This window comes from Sphingobium lactosutens, from assembly GCF_013393185.1.
Lineage (GTDB): Bacteria > Pseudomonadota > Alphaproteobacteria > Sphingomonadales > Sphingomonadaceae > Sphingobium > Sphingobium lactosutens_A.
Window position 1 is genome coordinate 242862 of record NZ_QJQX01000054.1, and the last position, 18451, is coordinate 261312.

Consider the following 18451-nt stretch of genomic DNA (forward strand, 5'->3'; position numbering starts at 1 on the left):
TTCCATCACACGCCGCCGGCCTCATCCTGTGCTGCGGCCACCGGCGTGACCGGCCGCCGCACGCCCAGCGCATGGCCGGCGAGCAGTACCGGCAGCAGCACGCCCATACCGACGAAGATGGCGACCAGCCGTTCCAGCGCGGGGGCGAGTTCGGCGGCGTCGTAACGGTCCGGCACCAACGTCACCAGCACCGCGAGCGTGAATTGCGTGCCGACATAGCGGTGCGCGGGATCGCCATTTTCCAGATGCCGCCCCAGCGCGACGCCGATCGCGGTGCCGGTCAGCAGCAGGACCGACGAGCCACCGGCGCCCAGCAGGAAGGCGGCAGCGAAGAGCGCCCCGATGCCGCAGCCGATGCTACGCTGGAGGATGCGGCGGCTCACCGGGACGAGGCCGCTCTGGCCGATGCCGGTCATCGGCAGGACCATCACCGCCATCACCATGATCGCCCCTTGCGCCAGCGCGGGCAGGCGGAAGGCTGCGCCCAGCGCGACGAGCAGCGCCAGCGCCACCCCGGCCTGACAGGCATGGCGGAAGGCGTCGCGATGCCATCGTGCGCTCATGGGCGGCGGGGTGGGTGGGGCCGGCCAACGGCGGCGCAGGCTGAACGTGGAGGCGATGCTGACCGCCAGACAGGCGGCGATGCCCGCGACCGTTTCCAATATGCGGGTCTGGACGAAATCGGCCAGTGCGATGGCGGGATGCTCCAGCTTGTCGAGCACCACCATCGCGAAGGTCAGGCCGAAAAAGAGCCAGGCATAAGATCGACGCGAGGTGATCGCGGCATAGAGGCTGATCGTCCCCACCAGCATCATCGCCAGCGCGGCGAACGGCCAGCCCGGCAACACCAGCGGCGCGACGCCCAGCGCCAGCAGCCCGCCCGCCGCCGTGCCGACGATACGCAGCGCCCCGCGCATCAGCGTCTCGGCGGCATGGCCGCGCATCACCATATAGCCGGCGAAGGCGGCCCAGGACACATGGGTCGCGCCCAGCAGATGGGCGATCAGGATCGCCAGCAACACCGACGCGACGCATTCCGCCTCATCGACCGTGCGCGGCGTTACCCGATCCAGCAGCTTTGCGCCTGATGCCATGCGCCTCTCCATGCCGCAGCAGGGCGCAAATGGCCATTGTGCATGCTGCAATGTCACTTGCACGGAACAAGCGCGCCCGCCGATTATTTCCCGTCGGTTTCCGGTCATGCATGCTGGCAAGGGGAAGATATGCAGGTGCGAACGCTCATGATCCTGGCGGGGCTGATGCTGGCGCCCGCCACGGCGCATGCACAGGGATCGGCGTCACGCGACCTGTGCACGGATCGGCCGGGCCTCGGCACGCCGCCCTGCACAGTGGAGCCGGGGCATATGGTGATGGAGCTTGGCCTTGGTGACTGGACCCGCGAGCGCGATCCGCAAAGCCGGACCGACACGGTGGAGACTGGCGACCTGCTGCTGCGGCTGGGCCTGACCGACAGTCTGGAGGCGCAGATCGGATGGACCGCCTATGGCCATGTGCGCACGCGTGATCGGGCCAGTGGGGTGATCGACCGGAGCGATGGCGTCGGCGATGTGCAACTCGCCCTGCGACAGAATCTCCACAATCCCGACGGGTCGGGCTTTTCGGTCGCGCTCATGCCCTATGCGACCCTGCCAGTCGGCGGCAGCGCGATCGGCGCGGGCGATTGGGGTGGAGGGCTGCTGGTGCCGGTCAGTTTCGACCTGAGCGACGGCCTTTCACTGGAACTGACGCCGGAGGTCGATGCGGCGGTGGACGAGGATGGCGACGGCCGGCATCTCGCCTTCGGCAGCGTCGTCGGGCTGGAGGTCGAACTGGGCGACACGCTGTCGGCCACGGCCGAAACGTCATTGATGCGCGACGATGATCCGGCGGATCATAGCACCCAGGCGCTGGGTGGGCTGGCGCTCGGCTGGCAACCGTCCGACGCCATGCAGTTCGACGTCGGCCTCAATATCGGGCTGAATGCCGACAGCCCGGACAGCGAGGTCTATCTGGGCGTCGTCCGGCGCTTCTGAGCCGTTTATATCGCGCGGCATTAAATCTAAGGCAGATCGCGCGCTCTAAGTTTTTGTTGTCGCATCGTTTTAGGCGCAAAACCGGTTCCCACTTTTGCGCACGATGCGCTACCGCTTTTCGTGATTGGCGGCTACCGCCCGCGACACGGCCTGCATCAACGCCCAGCGTTCCGGGATCGACACGGTGGTCGACCCGATCATCACCGCCACGGCATAGCTGGTGCCGTCGGGTGCGGTCATGATGCCGATATCGTTGAAGCCGGTCGAGCGCGGCGGCAGATCCTGCCCGGTGCCGGTCTTGTGCAAATAGGACCAGCCCGACGGCACGCCGCCCTTGATCCGCTGCGGCCCGGTCTTCGCCTCCGACATGATCGACATCAGCAGGCGCGAGGAGGCGGAGGAGAGCATGTCCCCCTCCTTCAGCTTCGCCAGCGCCTGGACGATGGAGGCGGGCGCCGCGCCGTCCGGCGGACTGGCGAGATAATTGTCCAGCGCTTTCGCCCGCACCGACATGGGCAGGCGCGACCGGGCGGCGTAGAAATTGCGGCCGACCGAATAATCCTGCCGCCAGTCGAGGCCCGCGGTCGCCGACTGCAACAGTCGTTCGCCGGGGCCGAAACGGATATCCTTGATCATCCGCCGCGCGAGGAAGCTGCGCACCGCCTCCGGCCCGCCGACCGCGCGGAGCAGCGTGTCGTTGGCGGTATTGTCGCTTTGCGTCATCGCGCGGCGCATCAGGTCGGAATAGCTGGTGGTCCAGCTGCCATTCTTCAGCATCGCCGCCGACGGCTGGTGGAACAGGGTCAGGTCGTTGCGGGTGATGGTGGTGGTGTCGGCGAGGCGCAGCTTGCCCCGGTCGACCGCGTCGAGGAAGGTCATCGACACCCAGAGCTTGGACACGCTCTGCTGCGGGAAGAGCGCATTGCCGTTCCACGCCACCGTCCAGTCCGCGCCGATGCGACGCACGGCGATGCCGACCTTGCCGTTGAAGCTCTGCCCCAGATTGCGCACGACGTTGACGAGCGCCGGCGGCGGCGTTTCGCGCTGGTCGATCTCGCGATAGGGCTGGGGCGGATTGGCGACCGGACGGATCGGCCAGCTGTTGGTCGATGGCTGGGGACGGGCGGGCAACGGCTTTTGCGGCGCAGGCGCGGCAGCTTGCGCCCGACGCGGTTCGGGTGCGCTCACGCATGCGGACAGCGCCGCCATCAACAACACCAGGCGCGCCGATCCGCCCCGGTTCCTATTCACCTTCATCGTCTTCCCCGCACTCGCTCCTGATCCAAGGGATGGCCTGCCGGTCCTTCCGGCAAGGCTCGTGCGACGAATGATTCCACAAATGCGATGTAAGGAGGCTGAACGGCGCAACCCTTGATCGAGGTTTTGATTTGCCGCCTTTATGCAGCGCCGGCCATAGGTTGCGGGTCGGCAGGTTATCCCATTTGCCTGGAAAAGGCTTTGCGATCGCTCAGTTGCGGTTCAGCGGCGGACGGGCAATAGCCTTCGCCATGACGAACGGGATGGACAGGCGGGCGCTGCTGCTCGGTACATTGGTGACGGGCATGATGGCGGGCGGCGGCAGGGCATGGGCCGCGCCCTTCGCCTCGCGCCGGATCGCCATGAACGTGCGCGGCGCGGCCACCGGCGCAGCGCGCGATGTGCTGCTGATCCCCGGCCTAGCCAGCGGTCCGGGCATTTGGACCGGCGTGCTTGGCGCGCTGCCGGGCTATCGCTTCCACCTCGTCCATGTGCGCGGCTTTGCGGGCCTCGCGCCCGAAGCCAATGCCAGTGGCCCGCTGCTCCAGCCGATTGCGGACGAAATTGCACGCTATGCCGCCGCCGCCGGCCTCAAGCGCCCTGCCATCGTCGGGCACAGCATGGGCGGCACGCTGGCAATGCTGCTCGGCCTCCGGAATATCGCCAGCCGCGTCATGGTGGTCGACATGCTGCCGGCCGGCGCCGCCATGGTTGGCGGGACGGCGAGCGGACTCGGTTTCCTCGCCGACCAGCTAAGCGGCTATCTGACCGGGACTGCGGCCGGGCGGCGCTATCTGGCGGAAATGGTGGCGCAGGCGTCAGGCGCGGCGGGGAGCGATCCCGACGTCATAGCCAATGCGTTGCGCGATCTGGCCAATGTCGATCTCGGCCTGCAATTGCCGCGCCTCGCTGCCCCGCTGGAGGTCGTCTACGCAGTCGGATCGGACGCGCAGCAGGCGGCCGCCATCACCAGTCGCTTCCGCGCCGCCTATGCGCCGAAGAAGAATGCGCTACTGAAAGCCATCGGTCCCAGCGGCCATATGGTGATGGGCGACCAGCCCGCCCGCTTCAACGCGGCGCTCAAGGATTTCCTTGCCGGTTGATTCCGCCGCGCCTCAGGGCGCCAGCACCGTGTCCACCGCCGCCTCCAGCGTCTCGGGATAATCGAGCGTATAGTGGAGGCCGCGGCTTTCCTTGCGGTGGAGCGCCGAACGAACCACCAGCCGCGCCACTTCCAGCAGGTTGCGCAGTTCGATCAGGTCGGGCGTCACGCGGAAATTGCCGTAATATTCGTCCACTTCCTTCGCCAGCAGGTCGATGCGGTGCTGGGCGCGCTCCAGCCGCTTGGTGGTGCGGACGATGCCGACATAGTCCCACATGAAGCGGCGGATTTCCTTCCAGTTATGCTGGACGATGACTTCCTCGTCGCTGTTGGTGACGCGGCTTTCGTCCCAGGGCCGGATCGGCGGCGGGGGCGGTAGGTCGTCCCAGTTCGCGCGGATATGCTTCGCCGCCGCCTCGCCGAAGACGAAACATTCCAGCAGCGAGTTGGACGCGAGGCGGTTGGCGCCGTGCAGCCCGCTTTCGGTGACTTCGCCGGCCGCATAGAGGCCGGGCAGGTCGGTGCGGCCATCCAGGTCGATCACCACCCCGCCGCAGGTATAATGCTGCGCCGGGACGACCGGGATCGGCTCTTTCGTGATGTCGATGTCGAGGTCCAGCAGCCGGGCATGGATGGTCGGGAAGTGCTGCTTCACGAACGCCGGGTCTTTATGACTGATATCCAGATGGACATAGTCGAGGCCAAGCCGCTTGATTTCATGGTCGATGGCGCGCGCCACCACGTCGCGCGGGGCCAATTCCTCGCGCGAATCGAAGCGGGGCATGAACCGCTCGCCGCCGCCCGGTACGCCGGGCGGCAGCTTCAGATGCCCGCCTTCGCCGCGCACCGCTTCGGTGATCAGGAAATTCTTGACCTCCAGATTGTAGAGGCAGGTCGGGTGGAACTGGTTCATCTCCATGTTCGACACCCGGCAACCCGCGCGCCAGGCCATGGCGATGCCGTCGCCGGTCGCGCCACGCGGCGCGGTGGAAAAAAGATAGGTACGCCCCGCCCCCCCGGTGCAGAGGATCGTCGCGCGACCGAGGATCGCGTCGACATGGCCGGTCTTCCTGTTGAAGGCGTAGACGCCCCAGACATGGCCGTCGCCCGAATAGCGTTCGCCATGGCGGCTGGTGATGAGGTCGATCGCGACCAGATCCTCAACCAGCGTGATGTTCGGATTGGCCCGCGCGGCTTTCAGGAGAGCGACCTGCACCGCATGGCCGGTGGCGTCGTCGACATGGACGATCCGCCGGTGGCTGTGGCCACCCTCGCGGGTCAGGTGCCAGCGTTCGCCGAATTCCTCACCACCGTTAAACGGCACGCCCAGTTCGGCCAGACGCTCGATCGCGGCAGGGGCTTCGGACACGACGAATTCGACCGTCGCCTGGTCATTGAGACCGGCGCCCGCGACCATCGTGTCATGGACATGTGCCTCGAAACTGTCACCCGCGTCGAGTACGGCGGCAATGCCGCCCTGCGCCCAGTTGGTGGACCCACCGTCGAGCGCGCCCTTGGCCAGCACCAGAACTTTGCGGTCCTGCGCGAGGTTGATGGCGGCTGTCAGCCCGGCGGCGCCGGAACCGATGATGACGACGTCATGGGTGGTGGTGGGCATTGTCGTTCTCGATATATCGGGCCTGTTTCCTATCCCGTTCGCTTCGAGCTTGTCGAGAATGTTGCGTACAGTTCTCGACAGGCTCGAATCGAACGGAGGTCGCTAGGCCGCCGCCGTCAGATTGAGGAAGACATCCTCCAGGTCGGGATCGCGCGTCACCACGTCGACGATCGACAGGCCGCTCGCCTGCACGGCGCTCAGCACCTGCCCAGCATTGGCTCGGTCTTTCATATAGGTGATGGTGAGCGTGCGCTCGCCCGACAGTTCGACCTTCTCGAAACAGGGCGCATCAGGAGCGATCGTCACGTCGCGGTCGACCGTTACCTGCACCACCTTCTCCTGCGCCATGGCGATCAGTTCGCGGGTCGGCTTGTCGGTGATGACCTTGCCATGGTTGATGATGCCGATGCGATCGCACAGCTCCTCCGCCTCTTCCAGATAGTGGGTCGTCAGCACGATCGTCACGCCCCGTGCATTGAGTTCGCGCACATAGGCCCAGAGCTGCTGGCGCAACTGCACGTCGACGCCGGCGGTCGGTTCGTCCAGCACCAGGATCGGCGGGCTGTGCACCATCGCCTTGGCCACCAGCAGCCGGCGCTTCATGCCGCCCGACAGGGTACGGGCATAGGCATTGGCCTTGTCTTCCAGATGCACGGCGCGCAGCAATTCCATCGACCGGCGCCTTTCCTTGGGCACGCCGTAGAAGCCGGCCTGATTCTCCAGCGTCTCGAACGGGGTGAAGAAGGGGTCGAAGACGATTTCCTGCGGCACGATGCCGATGCTGTTCTTGCTGTTGCGCGGGTTGGCGTCGATGTCGAAGCCCCAGATGCGGACGTCACCCGCCGTCTTGTTCACCATGCCGGCGAGGATATTGATCGTGGTCGACTTGCCCGCGCCATTGGGGCCAAGCAGCCCGTAAATCTGCCCGCGCGGGATGGTGAGGTTGATCCCGTCGAGCGCGCACTTGCCGCCCTTATAGACCTTGGTCAGGTTGCGGATTTCGATCGCGGGGGTGGGGCTGTCGGTCATGGCTGATCTCTATGGGGATCGAAGGCGGGGAAGGAAAGGGGGCTGATTGCCCCTGGCATTGCTCCAGCCGCGCCATCCGCTCTTTCATATTAGATAGCTCTTGGTTTTTCAGCGCTTCGCCTTACATCGGAGCAGTATTTGCGAGTGATTATCAATTGGGAGTAATGCATGTCCGCTACCCGCACCGAGACCGACAGCATCGGCGCCATCGAGGTTCCCGCCGACGCGTATTGGGGCGCGCAGACGCAGCGCAGCATCGAGAATTTTCCCTTCGGTGCGACCGAGCGCATGCCGATCGGCATCGTCCATGCGCAGGCAATCGTGAAGCAGGCGGCGGCACGGGTGAATGCCAAACATGGCCTTGATGCCGGGATCGTCTCGGGGATCGAGAATGCGGCGCAGCAGATCGTCTCGGGCGCGCTCGACGAGCAGTTCCCGCTCGTCATCTGGCAGACGGGCAGTGGTACCCAGACCAACATGAACGTCAATGAAGTGATCGCGGGCTACGCCAATGAGCAGCTGGCCGGCACGCGCGGCGGCAAGAGTCCGGTCCATCCCAACGACCATGTGAATATGAGCCAGTCGTCGAACGACAGCTTCCCGACCGCGTTGCACGTCGCCACCGTGCTGGCGACGCGCGACCGGCTGATCCCTGCGCTCGAAAAGCTGACCGGCGCGCTGACGGCCAAGGCGGAGGCCTGGGGCCACATCGTCAAGATCGGTCGCACCCATACGCAGGACGCCACGCCGCTGACGCTGGGGCAGGAATTTTCCGGCTATGCTGCGCAACTGGTCAGCAGCCGGGCGCGGATCGAAGGCGCCCTCAACGGCAATATCCGCAAGCTGGCGATCGGCGGCACCGCAGTCGGCACCGGCCTCAATGCGCCCGATGGCTGGGCGGACGACATGACCGCCGCGATCAGTGACATTGCCGGCACCGACTTTGAAAGTGCGCCCAACAAGTTCGAGCAGCTGGCGGCCAAGGATGGCCTCGTCTTCTTCTCCGGCGCGCTCAACACGCTGGCGGTGGCTCTGACCAAGATCGCCAACGACATCCGCTTCCTGGGATCGGGACCGCGTTCGGGTCTGGGCGAACTGGACCTGCCCGCCAATGAGCCGGGCAGCTCGATCATGCCGGGCAAGGTCAACCCGACCCAGTGCGAATCGCTTACCATGGTCGCGGCGCAGGTGATCGGCAATCATCAGGCCGTCACCGTCGGCGGCATGCAGGGGCATTTCGAACTCAATGTCTTCATGCCGCTGATCGGCGCCAATGTGCTGCGTTCCATCCATCTGCTCAGTGTCGGCATGGAAAGCTTCGCCGAACGTTGCGTCGACGGGCTTGTGGCCAATGAAGCCCGGATCGCCGAACTGGTTGATCGCTCGCTGATGCTGGTGACGGCGCTGGCGCCCGAGATCGGCTATGACAATGCCGCCGCGATCGCCAAGTATGCGCACAAGAAAGGGCTGACGCTCAAGCAGGCCGGTCTGGAACTGGGGCTGGTGGACGAACCGACCTTCGACCGTCTGGTGCGGCCCGAAAATATGGTCTGATCCAGATCAACTGGCGGAACGGACGGGCCTGCGATACATTGAGGTAATATGAAAAAGCCGCTCGCCCCGTCCGCCCCGCTCGTGACCATCCGGCCGCCCAAGAAGGCGGGGTTGCTGCGAAAGGCGGCGCGTTTGGGCGCGACCATCGTCGCCGCGCGGGTCGCAGCCGGAACGGGCAAGAAGGGCGTCGTCGGCCTGCTCGCGGGGGCGGGAGCCAAGCGGCTCATCATGCGCTATCCGGCCGGCGCGCTGTTCGTGACCGGAGCCTATATGGCAGGCAAACTCTATGAGGCGAAGCGCGAGGCTGACCGGAAACGCGCAATCAAGGCGATTCCCGACGGCGCCGCCCAGCCGATCTTGATGGATGAGGCGCGAAGACAACGCGCAAAGCTTTAACCATATTTGCGACAATGCGTGCCGGATTCGGCATGATCTGCCCGGCTTTATGATATCCGGCTAACATCCGGATTTGCGTTCAGGACATACACTCCTCGCATAGCAGCAACGATGTTGCCCTGCGGAGAGTGTGATGAATGATTCTGACACCTCGGCCGGGAAATCGGCAGCCGATGCGGTTCAATCGAAGCAGCAGCGGCAATTATGGATGGATTTGCTGCGCGGGATCGCCATCCTGATGGTCATGTCCTTCCATTCGGCGACCATACTTGCACGGCAAGGCTATCCCGTTCCTTCGATATTAAGTGATTTCAACCAGTTGTTTGTTCTTTACCGGATGCCGACGCTGGTGTTCCTGTCCGGATCGCTGCTTGCGGGATCCTTCGGCAAAGGGATGGTGCTTTATCTTCTGGGCAAGGGGCGGCGGATTTTCTGGCCGCTGCTGCTATGGTCGCTTCTCTATTCCTTCATCATCGGTCCGCCGGTCCATGACGTGGAACAATTGCGCAAATATCTGACCGGGCAATCCTATCTCTGGTTCCTGTCCTTTATCCTGGTCTATTATCTGGCCGCCATTCCACTGCGCCGCATGCCCCCGCTGCTGGTCGCGGCGATCGCCTTCGGCATCGCGATCCTCGCGCCGGACGGTACCAAGAATGGCGAGCGGCTTTTCTACCTGATGGCCTTCTTCTTTCTGGGCGCATGGGCGGGATGTCATTGGAGGCAGTGGACCCGGCTGTTGCAGGCGAGGGCGTCGTTGTTGGGCTGGGTCATGATCGTCGTCGGATCGGTCGCGTCCGTAACCTATCATTTGAGCTACGGCCCGCTCTATGCCGTCCCCGCGATGTGCTTCATCCTCACGGTCAGCGCGACGGCCTTCCGGATACAGGCCGACCGCCACTGCGCGCCCCTGATCTTTATCGGTCAGAATTCGCTCATCTTCTATGTATCCCATTTCATCATCATCTATCTCGTCATGGGCCTGTGTCGCAGCCTGGGCGTCGCGGCGGCGGTGGCGACGATCGCGTCCTTCCCGATCGCCCTGTTTGTCGGGATGGTGCTGGTCGTGGCCGCGCGCATGAACCGGCTGGTGAATCTGCTGTTCGTCGCGCCACCGCTTCCCCGCCGTCTGGTCGGCGCGCTGCAGGCGGTGGAACGGCGCTTCGTGCCTGCCTGACGATCCGGCCCCGCACGCTGCCCTCTTGCAAATCGGCGGCGAGAACGTCACTAGCGGTCATGGCCGACAGCATCCCTACCGAAACGCCCGATTTCAAGCGCCGCGGCGTGCTTTTCGTTCTGTCCTCGCCCTCGGGCGCGGGCAAGTCCACCATCGCGCGCAAGCTGCTTGCCGCAGAAACCGATCTGTCCATGTCGGTGTCCGCCACGACCCGGCCGATGCGGCCGGGGGAAGTCGACGGCAAGGATTATCATTTCGTCGATCTGGAAGAGTTTCGCCGGATGACGGCGGATCATGAGTTCCTCGAATGGGCGCATGTTTTCGGCCAGCGCTACGGCACGCCGCGCGCGCCGGTGGAAGCGATGCTGAAATCGGGCAAGGACGTGCTGTTCGACATCGACTGGCAGGGCGCGCAACAGTTGCACCAGATTGCCGGCGGCGACGTCGTCCGCATCTTCATCCTGCCGCCCTCGATGGAGGAACTGGAGCGCCGCCTGCGCGGTCGCGCCACCGACAGCGACGAGGTGATCGAGGGCCGCATGGCGCGCGCGGCGGGCGAGATCGCCCACTGGGACGGCTATGACTATGTGCTCTGCAATGTCGATGCGGAGGATTGCTTCCAGCGGGTGCAGACTATCCTGCACGCCGAACGCATGAAGCGCAGCCGCCAGACCGGCCTGATCGGCTTTATCCGCAGGCTGAGCCGCTACCATCAGGAGGATTGATCCTCCTTACGGCGGCTATTTCCCGAACCCCGCTGGGTCGGCCCAATCCGGATGGGTCCAGGCCATTGCCTTGAATAAAGTCCCCATCTCCGCCTTGTCGGTCAGGCGGTGGCGCGCAATTTCTACGTTCTGCGCACGGGCGGGAGCACTGCGCGCCAACTGATCGGCGCGGGCGTCGATGCCGAGCTGGCGCAGGAAATCGCCCTGGCCGACCGGACCATGAACGCGCAGCCCCGCCTGCCGTGCCATATTGCCCAGCACAGTAAAATCGACATGGGTGGTCAGATCCACCTCGCCCGGATCGGCGAAGGGATCGGCAAACTTGTGCGCCTTCACCGCCTGCAACGTGTCGCCCAGCGCCGGGCCTTCATAGCCATAGTCGATCAGGATCGCCGCGCCGCCCTGCCGCGCGATGCGGTGGGCGAGGGCATAGGCGATCCCCGCGCCGACGATCGGCGACTCGATGATCGCGCCTTCGGGCGCTTCGTTCGCCATCGGCGGCAGACCGGATTCGATACGGCGATAGCCGGCCACGGGAATGAAGCGGCCCGCCTCTTCGCGGGCGATCACCACCCGCTCGCGCCACTCATCGCCGACGCGGATGCACTGGCGGACGGGCAGGGCATCGAAAAACTCGTTTGCGACAACCAGCAGCGGCCCCTGATCGGGCAGGCTGTCGATGCTGTCATGATGGATCACATGGGGCAGCAGCGCGCTCTGCCGGTCGCGCAGCGAGGGGCTGGTTTCGACCAGATGCGCCTTGGAGGCGAGCGCCGCGCGCTCCATTGCCCGCAGCGCATCCGCCGCCAGCGTGCCGCGGCCCGGCCCCAGTTCGACATAGGCGGCTTCGGGCCGACGACCCGATCGCATCCAGACATCGGCCAGCGCCAGCCCGACCAGTTCGCCGAACATCTGGCTGATTTCCGGCGCGGTGGTGAAGTCGCCATCCGCGCCCAGCGGGTCGCGGGTGGCGTAATAATGCTGATTCGCCTCGCCGATATAATAAGCGACCGAGATGGGGCCGCCCGAGGCGATCTGCCGCGCCAGTCGGTCGGCTAGCGGGAGTTCGTCAGCCGACGGGTTTTCAGCTGACAAGTTTTCAGCTGACACTGGCGGCGCCCGCCACCGGCTCGACGCGCAGACGGCGGCCCTTGGCGGTGACGATCAGATAAAGGCCGCCAAGGATCATCGGAATGCACAGCCACTGACCCATGTGCAGGCCGGTGCGGGCGGCGAACTCCATCAGCTGGGCGTCGGCCTCGCGGAAATATTCAACGGCGAAGCGGAAGCAGCCATAGCCGAAGACGAAGATGCCGACGAGCATCCCCGGCTTGTAGCGCGCGCGCGTCTTCCAGAAGGCGAAGGCCAGGATCAGGAACAGCACGACGCCTTCCAGCACGGCTTCATACAGCTGGCTGGGATGGCGGGGGAAGGGGCCGCCGGTCGGGAAAATGATCGCCCAGGGTACGTCCGTTTCCTTGCCCCAAAGCTCGCCGTTCACGAAATTGGCGAGGCGGCCAAAGAACAGGCCGAAGGGTACGACGCAAGCGACATAGTCGTGGATGCGCAGCCAGCTGAGCTTTTCCTTCCACGCCATGTAGAGGATGCCGACCGACACGCCCGCCGCGCCGCCATGGAAGGACATGCCGCCATTCCAGAGCTTGAATATATCCAGCGGATGCTGGAGAATTTCGGGTTGGTAGAAGATCACATAGGCGAGCCGCCCACCGATGATGATGCCCAGCGTCGCGTAGAAGATCATGTCGTCCGCATGGCGGCGCGCCATCGGCGAACCGGGCTGCGCGACCAGCTTCAGCAGATACCAGTAGCCGATCAGGATGCCGGCCAGATAGGCGAGGCTGTACCATTTCAGCGTGAAGAAGCCGAGGTCGAGGGCGACGGGATTCAGCCCCAGATCTTCAAAGCGAATGGCGCTCGAAGCGGCGGCGGCAAGGTCCAGGATCAAATCGGCTTCCCTCTATTCGGACAGGAATGACCCCATAGAGCATGGGATTGCCAAGACCAAGGGGGTCCGAAAGGGGGCGGGCGGCTTTGGCCGGTGCCGCCCCCGGGTCGTCATTGCGGCAGACCGAGCGCCCTGGCGATATCGTCCCAGGCGACCAGCTTGAAATTCTGCGCGGCCGTCGCGTTATGGCCGTCCTGCGCGATGAATAGGCCACGAGGATAGGTCGGGCCGAAATCGCCGAGCATCAGTTCGATGCCGTCGGTTTCCTCCGATCCGCCAATGGCGCCGTCGACTATGCGGAAACGGCCGACATAGGAGTCGTCGCTCAGCCGATAAGCGACATAGGCATTGTCGCCCTGGCTGGAGACGAGGACATAGCCGTCCTTCTCGCCGATGGGTGCGATGGCGACGCCCTCGGCATCCATGACCAGATTTTTGCCGTCCGCCGCCGCGATCTTCGTCGGCGTGGTGGAGCCGGCCGCGCGTGCGTCGAAGCGCCACAGGCCGACATCCTCCTCCGCGACATAGAGGATATGGGTGCGGTCATCGACGGCGCAGCCTTCCGACTGGGTGCCGAGTTTCATGGTGCGGACGATCCGGCCGGTGGGCGTAGCGCCCGACGCGTCGATCGCGACCTGGTTGATCGTCCCGTCCTTCAGCACGATGAAGGCGGACAGGCCGGTCTCGTCGCGACCAAGGCAGATGCCATAGGCCTCGCCCTTGCCGCCATCGACCTTGCCCAGTGTCGTGAGCTTCGCCGTCGCCGGATCGAGCCGGAACAGCGCGATTTTGGCATTGGCGACATCATTGCGGTCGCTGGCGGCGACCAGAATGCCTTGCGTGCCATTGATCGCGACGCCATCCTTCAGGTCGACATTGTTCACCCGACCCGCGTCGAGAAAGTCTCGCGTTTTGCCGTCGAGGCCATAGACGTAAAGGCCGGCCTTCTTGTCGGTGCCGACGATCAGGCTCTGCGCGGGATTGGCGGCATTGCGCCAGATCGCCGGATCGTCGGCCGCATCGGCATTGGGCGTGCCGACCGGCGTTGTCTCGCCGCGCGCGGTGACATTGACCGCCGGAGTCGCATTGGCGATGCGGACTTCGACCGGCACTTCCTTTGGGACGGACGCGCAGGCGGCAAGAGCGAGCAGGCTGGCGAAGGGCAGGATATAACGGGTCATCATGTCGTTTCTCACTTGCCGCGCGCGACGCATTTGCCGCCGTCCGGGCCGATCGTACCCGCGCAGGTGCGCATCGCGATGGTGGGTTCGCTCGTGTCGCTCAGGTGATTGCCGTCCGCCCGCTTTTCGAGGTCAAAGCCGTCATAGAGCTTGCCCGACGCGGTGAAGGTGCGGAACTTCAGCCGATCGCCATCCACATCCACGACCTGATAGAGTTCGGTCGCTTCGGCGGTCTTGTCCGGCTGGGTGCGGGCGCGGTCGTTGAGACCATACATTTTCGACCCGGTAACGGAGACAAGATAGACCGGCCCCTGGATCGCGCCATTGGCGCGCGCCTGCGCAGAGGCTTCGCGCCCGGCTTCGGATGTCAGGCGGCTGTAGCAATGGTCATGGCCCTGCAACACCAGATCGACCTTGCGCTTGTCGAACACTGGCTTCCACGCGGCCTTGACCTCCGCTGTGTCCTGCGGCCGGGCGCAGGTGAAGACGGGCTGGTGGAACAGCACGACATTCCACTTGGCCTTGCTGGACGCGAGCGTGTCATCCAGCCATTTTGTCTGCTGCGCCATGGTGCCGAGGTCGATTGCCGACGTGCCGTCCAGTATGATGAAGCGCACGCCCTGATAGTCGACATAATAAGTGGTCTTGAGGCCCGGCACGCCATTGGCCGGCAGCGCGAACTGGAGCGGGAAATAGGGGCCAAGCTTGCGGCTTTCCGTGCCGTTCGGCAGCGTCACGTCGACATATTCATGATTGCCGGTGGCGGGCAGCTGCGGGACGATCGACCAGTTGTAGCCGGCCGTCTGGTTGAATTCTCCCCATTCATCGTCATGGTCGAGGTCGTCCCGCTGGGCGGCGAGATCGCCGGCATGAGCGACCAGCTCGATTCCGCCATTGGCATGGAAGGCCTGGCGGATGACGCGGCTAGCGTAGGTCAATATGCCGTTCTGGATATCGCCCAGATAGAGGAAGCGGAAGGGCTTTGCCTCAGCCGAGGCGGTGCGGAATTGCAACCATTCGCTCCAGCCCGCGCTGCCCTTCAGCCGATAGGCGTAGACGGTATCGGGCGTCAGATTGTCAAAGCGGATCTGGTGATAAAGGGCCGGGCCGTTGGCGCTGTCCTTCGCCGTGCCTGCCGGACCGGTGACGGTCTTGGCTTTTTCCTCCAGCGTCGGACCATCGACGGAAATGGCGATCTGCGCCTCGCTCGGCGACTGGGCGACGTCGGTGCGGTATGCGACGGCCATGCCGCGCGACGGATCGGCGGCGGGCGTCAGCATGATCCGGTCGGGCAGATTGCGCGCGACATAGGGCGTGCCGGCCGAACGAGGCACGGGTTGCTGGGCAAAGCCGGTGGCAGGCACGGTCGCCAGTAAGACGGTGATTACGGCGCGGCGAGGAAATCGAAGCAAGATGGCCTCCTGAAACGGGACTTGCCGGCCACGCGGGAGGCGCGACCGGCAAGCAGGGAAAGTGGGATGGATCAGAAGCTGGCGGTGATGCCGAACTTTGCGGTCCAGTTATATTCCTCGAACTGAAGCAGTCGCTTGCCGCCAGCAAAGTTCTGATAGGCGAAATAGGGTTCGTTGCCGACGTTGATCCATTCAGCGAAAATACGGACGCCGGGGGCGACGCGATATTTGGCGCTCAGGTCGATCTGGAAATGATTGTCGACATAGCGATCTTCCTCCGCATTGCCGCCCAGCTCATCCAGATATTTGTCGCGATAGGTGCCCGCCGCGCGGAGCGAGATCGGCCCCTTTTCGTAGCCCAGCACGACGTTGAACGTGTTTTTGGACGACGAAGCGAGCGGGATGCGGCGTGGATCGGCGATGTCGCCGTCGGTCAGCACCGTGCCCTTGGCGTCGGTATAGGTGTAGTTGGCGTTCAGCAGCAGGCCATCGAACGGCGCGGGCAGGAAGCTCATCACCTGGCTGTAGGACAGTTCGAAACCCTTCACCTTGGCCTTGTCGCCGTTGATGAAACTGGTCAGCTCCTCATAGCGCACGCCATAAAGCGTGCCCGCGTCGCGGGTGCGCTGTTCGACGACGAAGTCCTTGATCGACTTCCAGAAGAAGCCGCCGGTCAGGGCCGCGTTGGTGCCGAAATACCATTCGGCCGACAGGTCGGCGTTCCAGGCGCGATAGGGATTGAGCTGCGGGTTGCCGGTTTCGGCTTCCAGATCCTCGTTGATGGTGAAGCGCGGCGTCAGGCTCGACAGGTTCGGACGCACCAGGCTCTTGTATACGCCGGCGCGCAGCACGACATTGCGGGTCGGTTCATAGCGCATGGTGATGCTGGGCAGCCAGTCGGTATAGTTGCGCACGAAGCGGTTCGGCGTGACGAACACGGTGTCCTCGTCCAGCTCGCTGCCCTGATACTCCTCGCCTTCCTCGACGAACTGGGTCAGCTTGGCGCGGATGTCGTTGCGGGTCTGCTCCATGCGGACACCGGCGATGACGCGAAGCTTCTCGCTGTCCCAACGGCCCATCAAATAGGTCGCGAGAATGTCTTCCTTCACCGAATAGTCGGACGAGTTGGAATTGATCGCGGTATCGATCGGGTTCAGCTCGAAATTGTCGCGATTCTTGTTGAAGAAATCGGTCGGGCCGGTGTGGCTCGGCAGGGGCAGGATATCCTGGATGCGGTAGGTCTGGCCGCCCAGCACGTCCGCCAGCGAATAGTCGCCGTCATAATCGTCATACAGCGTCGATTCGAGATTGTAGCTCTTCTTGCGCCAGCGCGCCTTCATGCCCGCCTGGACGGTGAAGGTGCCCGCGTCGGATGCGAAGGCGCGCGAGATGTCACCCTTGATCGCATATTCGCGGTCCCGCGAGTCCGACAGGACGGTCTGTTCCAGCTCGTTGAAGCCGTATGTCGACGGGTCGTAGAAGGCGTTCGCTCCACCGCCGCTGATGCTGTAAAGCGGCTTGCGCGGGTTGGAATAGTCGAACCCGACGTTGAGATCGTCGCCTTCCTCGAACCGCGCGCGGAAGCGGGTCGGGTCGACCGACCCATTTTCGCGTTCCGTGGCTTCCGACCAGCTGCCCGAATAGGTCATTTTCCACGGGCCGGTGTTGGTTTCGCCGCCCAGCGTCAGCGACTTGATCTTCTGCCGTTCGAACCGGTCCTTCATGCGGCGGCGCACTTCGATGCGGCCATCTTCGGACGAAAATTCGGCGCTGGTCGGGGTCGAGGCGTTAGGCGCCTCATCCATGAGGAAAATCACGTCGCCGCGATATTCCTGATCTTCGAACTGGCTGTAGATGCCGCGTGCATAAAGCTTGGTGGTGTCGGTCGCCAGCCAGTCGAAGCTCAGCGTCCCGCCCATGCGCTTACGCTGCACGTCATAATCGCGATATTGAAGCTCGGCGGCATAGGCGTTTCCGTTATCGTCGGTCGCCCAGTCGGCGCCTTCGATATTGTCGCTTTCGAACTTGCGTTTGTAGTAGCTGACGCCGCCCGCGATGCCGAATCGGTCGCTGAGGCGGGTCGAGAAATCGAAACTGCCCTTGGGGGTCAGGGCGTCGGCGAACTCGTTATAGCTGCCCTCCAGCTTGACCGAATAGAGATCCTTCTTGCGATCGAACGCGCTGGTGGTGTTGATCTCGATCGAGGCGCCGATCGTGTCGCCGTCCATGTCGGGCGTCAGCGACTTCTTGATCTCGATCGATTCGATCAGTTCGGACGGGATGACGTCCAGCGCGACCTGACGCGTATCGCTTTCCGGAGCGGGCAGGCGGGTTCCGTTGATCGATGCGGCGTTGAGCGACGGGTCGAGGCCACGAACCGACACGAAACGGCCTTCGCCCTGGTCGTTCAGGATGTTGACGCCGGGAAGACGGCGGATCGATTCGGCGACGTTCTGATCGGGGAATTGGCCGATGGCGTCGCGGGTTAGGACGCTTTCCACGCCATCTGCCGCGCGCTGACGCGACAGGGCGGATGCCTGGTTCGCGACCTGGCCGACGACGATGATCGAGCTGTCGATCTCGGAGCCGATGCGGATGTCGGCATCGACATCGCCGCTGGCGGGCACGATAACGGTGGTACGGACGGGATCGGCGCCGACATAGCGGGCCTCGATCGTATAGGTGCCGGGCGCGACATCGGGGAAGCGGTAGGAGCCGTCACGGCCGGCTTCGGCGACGCGGCCATTTTCGACGATGCGCAACTGGGTCGACTGGAGCGCGCGGGTGCCGGTGCCGTCCGACACGGTGCCGCTGATGGTGCCGGCGAAGGCGGCTATGGGGGTGGCAATTGCAATGACGATGGCAGCGCGGCTCGCGCCGCGGAAAAGACGGTTCATGCTGGAATCTCCCTGTTCTGGACGGGAGATCGACTAAGTCCCCATTGTGCCCCGTCCGGTTGAGGGGGCCAGTGGCGGGATTTCCTTACAGCCTGATGCCATTT

Annotated in this window: 15 protein-coding genes; 6 read left to right on the forward strand and 9 right to left on the reverse strand. The window is 64.3% G+C overall.

Going from position 1 to position 18451, the window contains the following annotated elements; genetic code table 11:
- Nucleotides 1–5: 5 nt before the first annotated feature.
- Nucleotides 6–1094, reverse strand: a complete 1089-nt coding sequence (locus DM806_RS15125; RefSeq protein WP_256869330.1) for an FUSC family protein — start codon at nucleotides 1092–1094, stop codon at nucleotides 6–8.
- A 129-nt stretch (nucleotides 1095–1223) separates the two neighbouring features.
- On the opposite strand from DM806_RS15125, the gene DM806_RS15130 reads away from it, so the two are divergent.
- A complete protein-coding gene (locus DM806_RS15130; protein WP_179044004.1) occupies nucleotides 1224–2033 on the forward strand; it encodes a transporter in 810 nt (269 codons plus the stop codon).
- Between the two features lie 108 nt (nucleotides 2034–2141).
- Here DM806_RS15130 and DM806_RS15135 read toward each other — a convergent pair whose 3' ends face one another.
- Entirely contained in the window at nucleotides 2142–3290 is a 1149-nt protein-coding gene (locus tag DM806_RS15135; RefSeq protein ID WP_179044005.1) for a serine hydrolase, read from the reverse strand.
- Nucleotides 3291–3541: 251 nt separating this feature from the next.
- Here DM806_RS15135 and DM806_RS15140 point away from each other — a divergent pair, with 251 nt between their 5' ends.
- Nucleotides 3542–4393 carry an alpha/beta fold hydrolase gene (locus tag DM806_RS15140; protein ID WP_179044006.1) on the forward strand — a complete coding sequence of 284 codons (852 nt, stop codon included), beginning with the start codon at nucleotides 3542–3544 and terminating at the stop codon, nucleotides 4391–4393.
- Between the two features lie 12 nt (nucleotides 4394–4405).
- On the opposite strand, the gene nadB is transcribed toward DM806_RS15140, so the two are convergent.
- Both nadB and DM806_RS15150 read right to left on the reverse strand, forming a co-directional pair.
- On the reverse strand, nucleotides 4406–6010 hold the full coding sequence (gene nadB, locus DM806_RS15145; RefSeq protein WP_179044007.1) for an L-aspartate oxidase: 1605 nt from the start codon (nucleotides 6008–6010) through the stop codon (nucleotides 4406–4408).
- 102 nt (nucleotides 6011–6112) lie between these two features.
- Entirely contained in the window at nucleotides 6113–7039 is a 927-nt protein-coding gene (locus tag DM806_RS15150; protein WP_179044008.1) for an ABC transporter ATP-binding protein, read from the reverse strand.
- Nucleotides 7040–7207: 168 nt separating this feature from the next.
- On the opposite strand from DM806_RS15150, the gene fumC reads away from it, so the two are divergent.
- From fumC to gmk, 4 genes are all read left to right on the forward strand, one after another.
- Complete coding sequence (gene fumC, locus DM806_RS15155; protein WP_179044009.1) at nucleotides 7208–8593, forward strand: class II fumarate hydratase; 1386 nt, start codon at nucleotides 7208–7210, stop codon at nucleotides 8591–8593.
- A gap of 48 nt (nucleotides 8594–8641) precedes the next feature.
- The gene (locus DM806_RS15160; RefSeq protein ID WP_179044010.1) at nucleotides 8642–8989 is read left to right on the forward strand and encodes a hypothetical protein; all 348 of its coding nucleotides are present in this window, start codon (nucleotides 8642–8644) and stop codon (nucleotides 8987–8989) included.
- 133 nt (nucleotides 8990–9122) lie between these two features.
- A complete protein-coding gene (locus tag DM806_RS15165) occupies nucleotides 9123–10166 on the forward strand; it encodes an acyltransferase family protein (RefSeq protein WP_179044011.1) in 1044 nt (347 codons plus the stop codon).
- 59 nt (nucleotides 10167–10225) lie between these two features.
- Nucleotides 10226–10891 (forward strand): guanylate kinase, encoded by a 666-nt coding sequence (gene gmk, locus DM806_RS15170; RefSeq protein WP_179044012.1) that lies wholly within the window; start codon nucleotides 10226–10228, stop codon nucleotides 10889–10891.
- 15 nt (nucleotides 10892–10906) lie between these two features.
- Here gmk and DM806_RS15175 read toward each other — a convergent pair whose 3' ends face one another.
- From DM806_RS15175 to DM806_RS15195, 5 genes are all read right to left on the reverse strand, one after another.
- Nucleotides 10907–12001, reverse strand: coding sequence for a class I SAM-dependent methyltransferase (locus tag DM806_RS15175; protein WP_372859552.1), 1095 nt, complete (start codon nucleotides 11999–12001; stop codon nucleotides 10907–10909).
- A complete protein-coding gene (gene lgt / locus DM806_RS15180) occupies nucleotides 11991–12857 on the reverse strand; it encodes a prolipoprotein diacylglyceryl transferase (RefSeq protein ID WP_179044013.1) in 867 nt (288 codons plus the stop codon). Before lgt ends, DM806_RS15175 begins: the two co-directional genes overlap by 11 nt.
- Before the next feature lie 110 nt (nucleotides 12858–12967).
- Nucleotides 12968–14038, reverse strand: a complete 1071-nt coding sequence (locus DM806_RS15185) for a phytase (protein WP_372859576.1) — start codon at nucleotides 14036–14038, stop codon at nucleotides 12968–12970.
- Between the two features lie 11 nt (nucleotides 14039–14049).
- On the reverse strand, nucleotides 14050–15450 hold the full coding sequence (locus DM806_RS15190; protein WP_256869331.1) for a metallophosphoesterase: 1401 nt from the start codon (nucleotides 15448–15450) through the stop codon (nucleotides 14050–14052).
- A 71-nt stretch (nucleotides 15451–15521) separates the two neighbouring features.
- On the reverse strand, nucleotides 15522–18347 hold the full coding sequence (locus DM806_RS15195; protein ID WP_179044015.1) for a TonB-dependent receptor: 2826 nt from the start codon (nucleotides 18345–18347) through the stop codon (nucleotides 15522–15524).
- Nucleotides 18348–18451 lie beyond the last annotated feature (104 nt).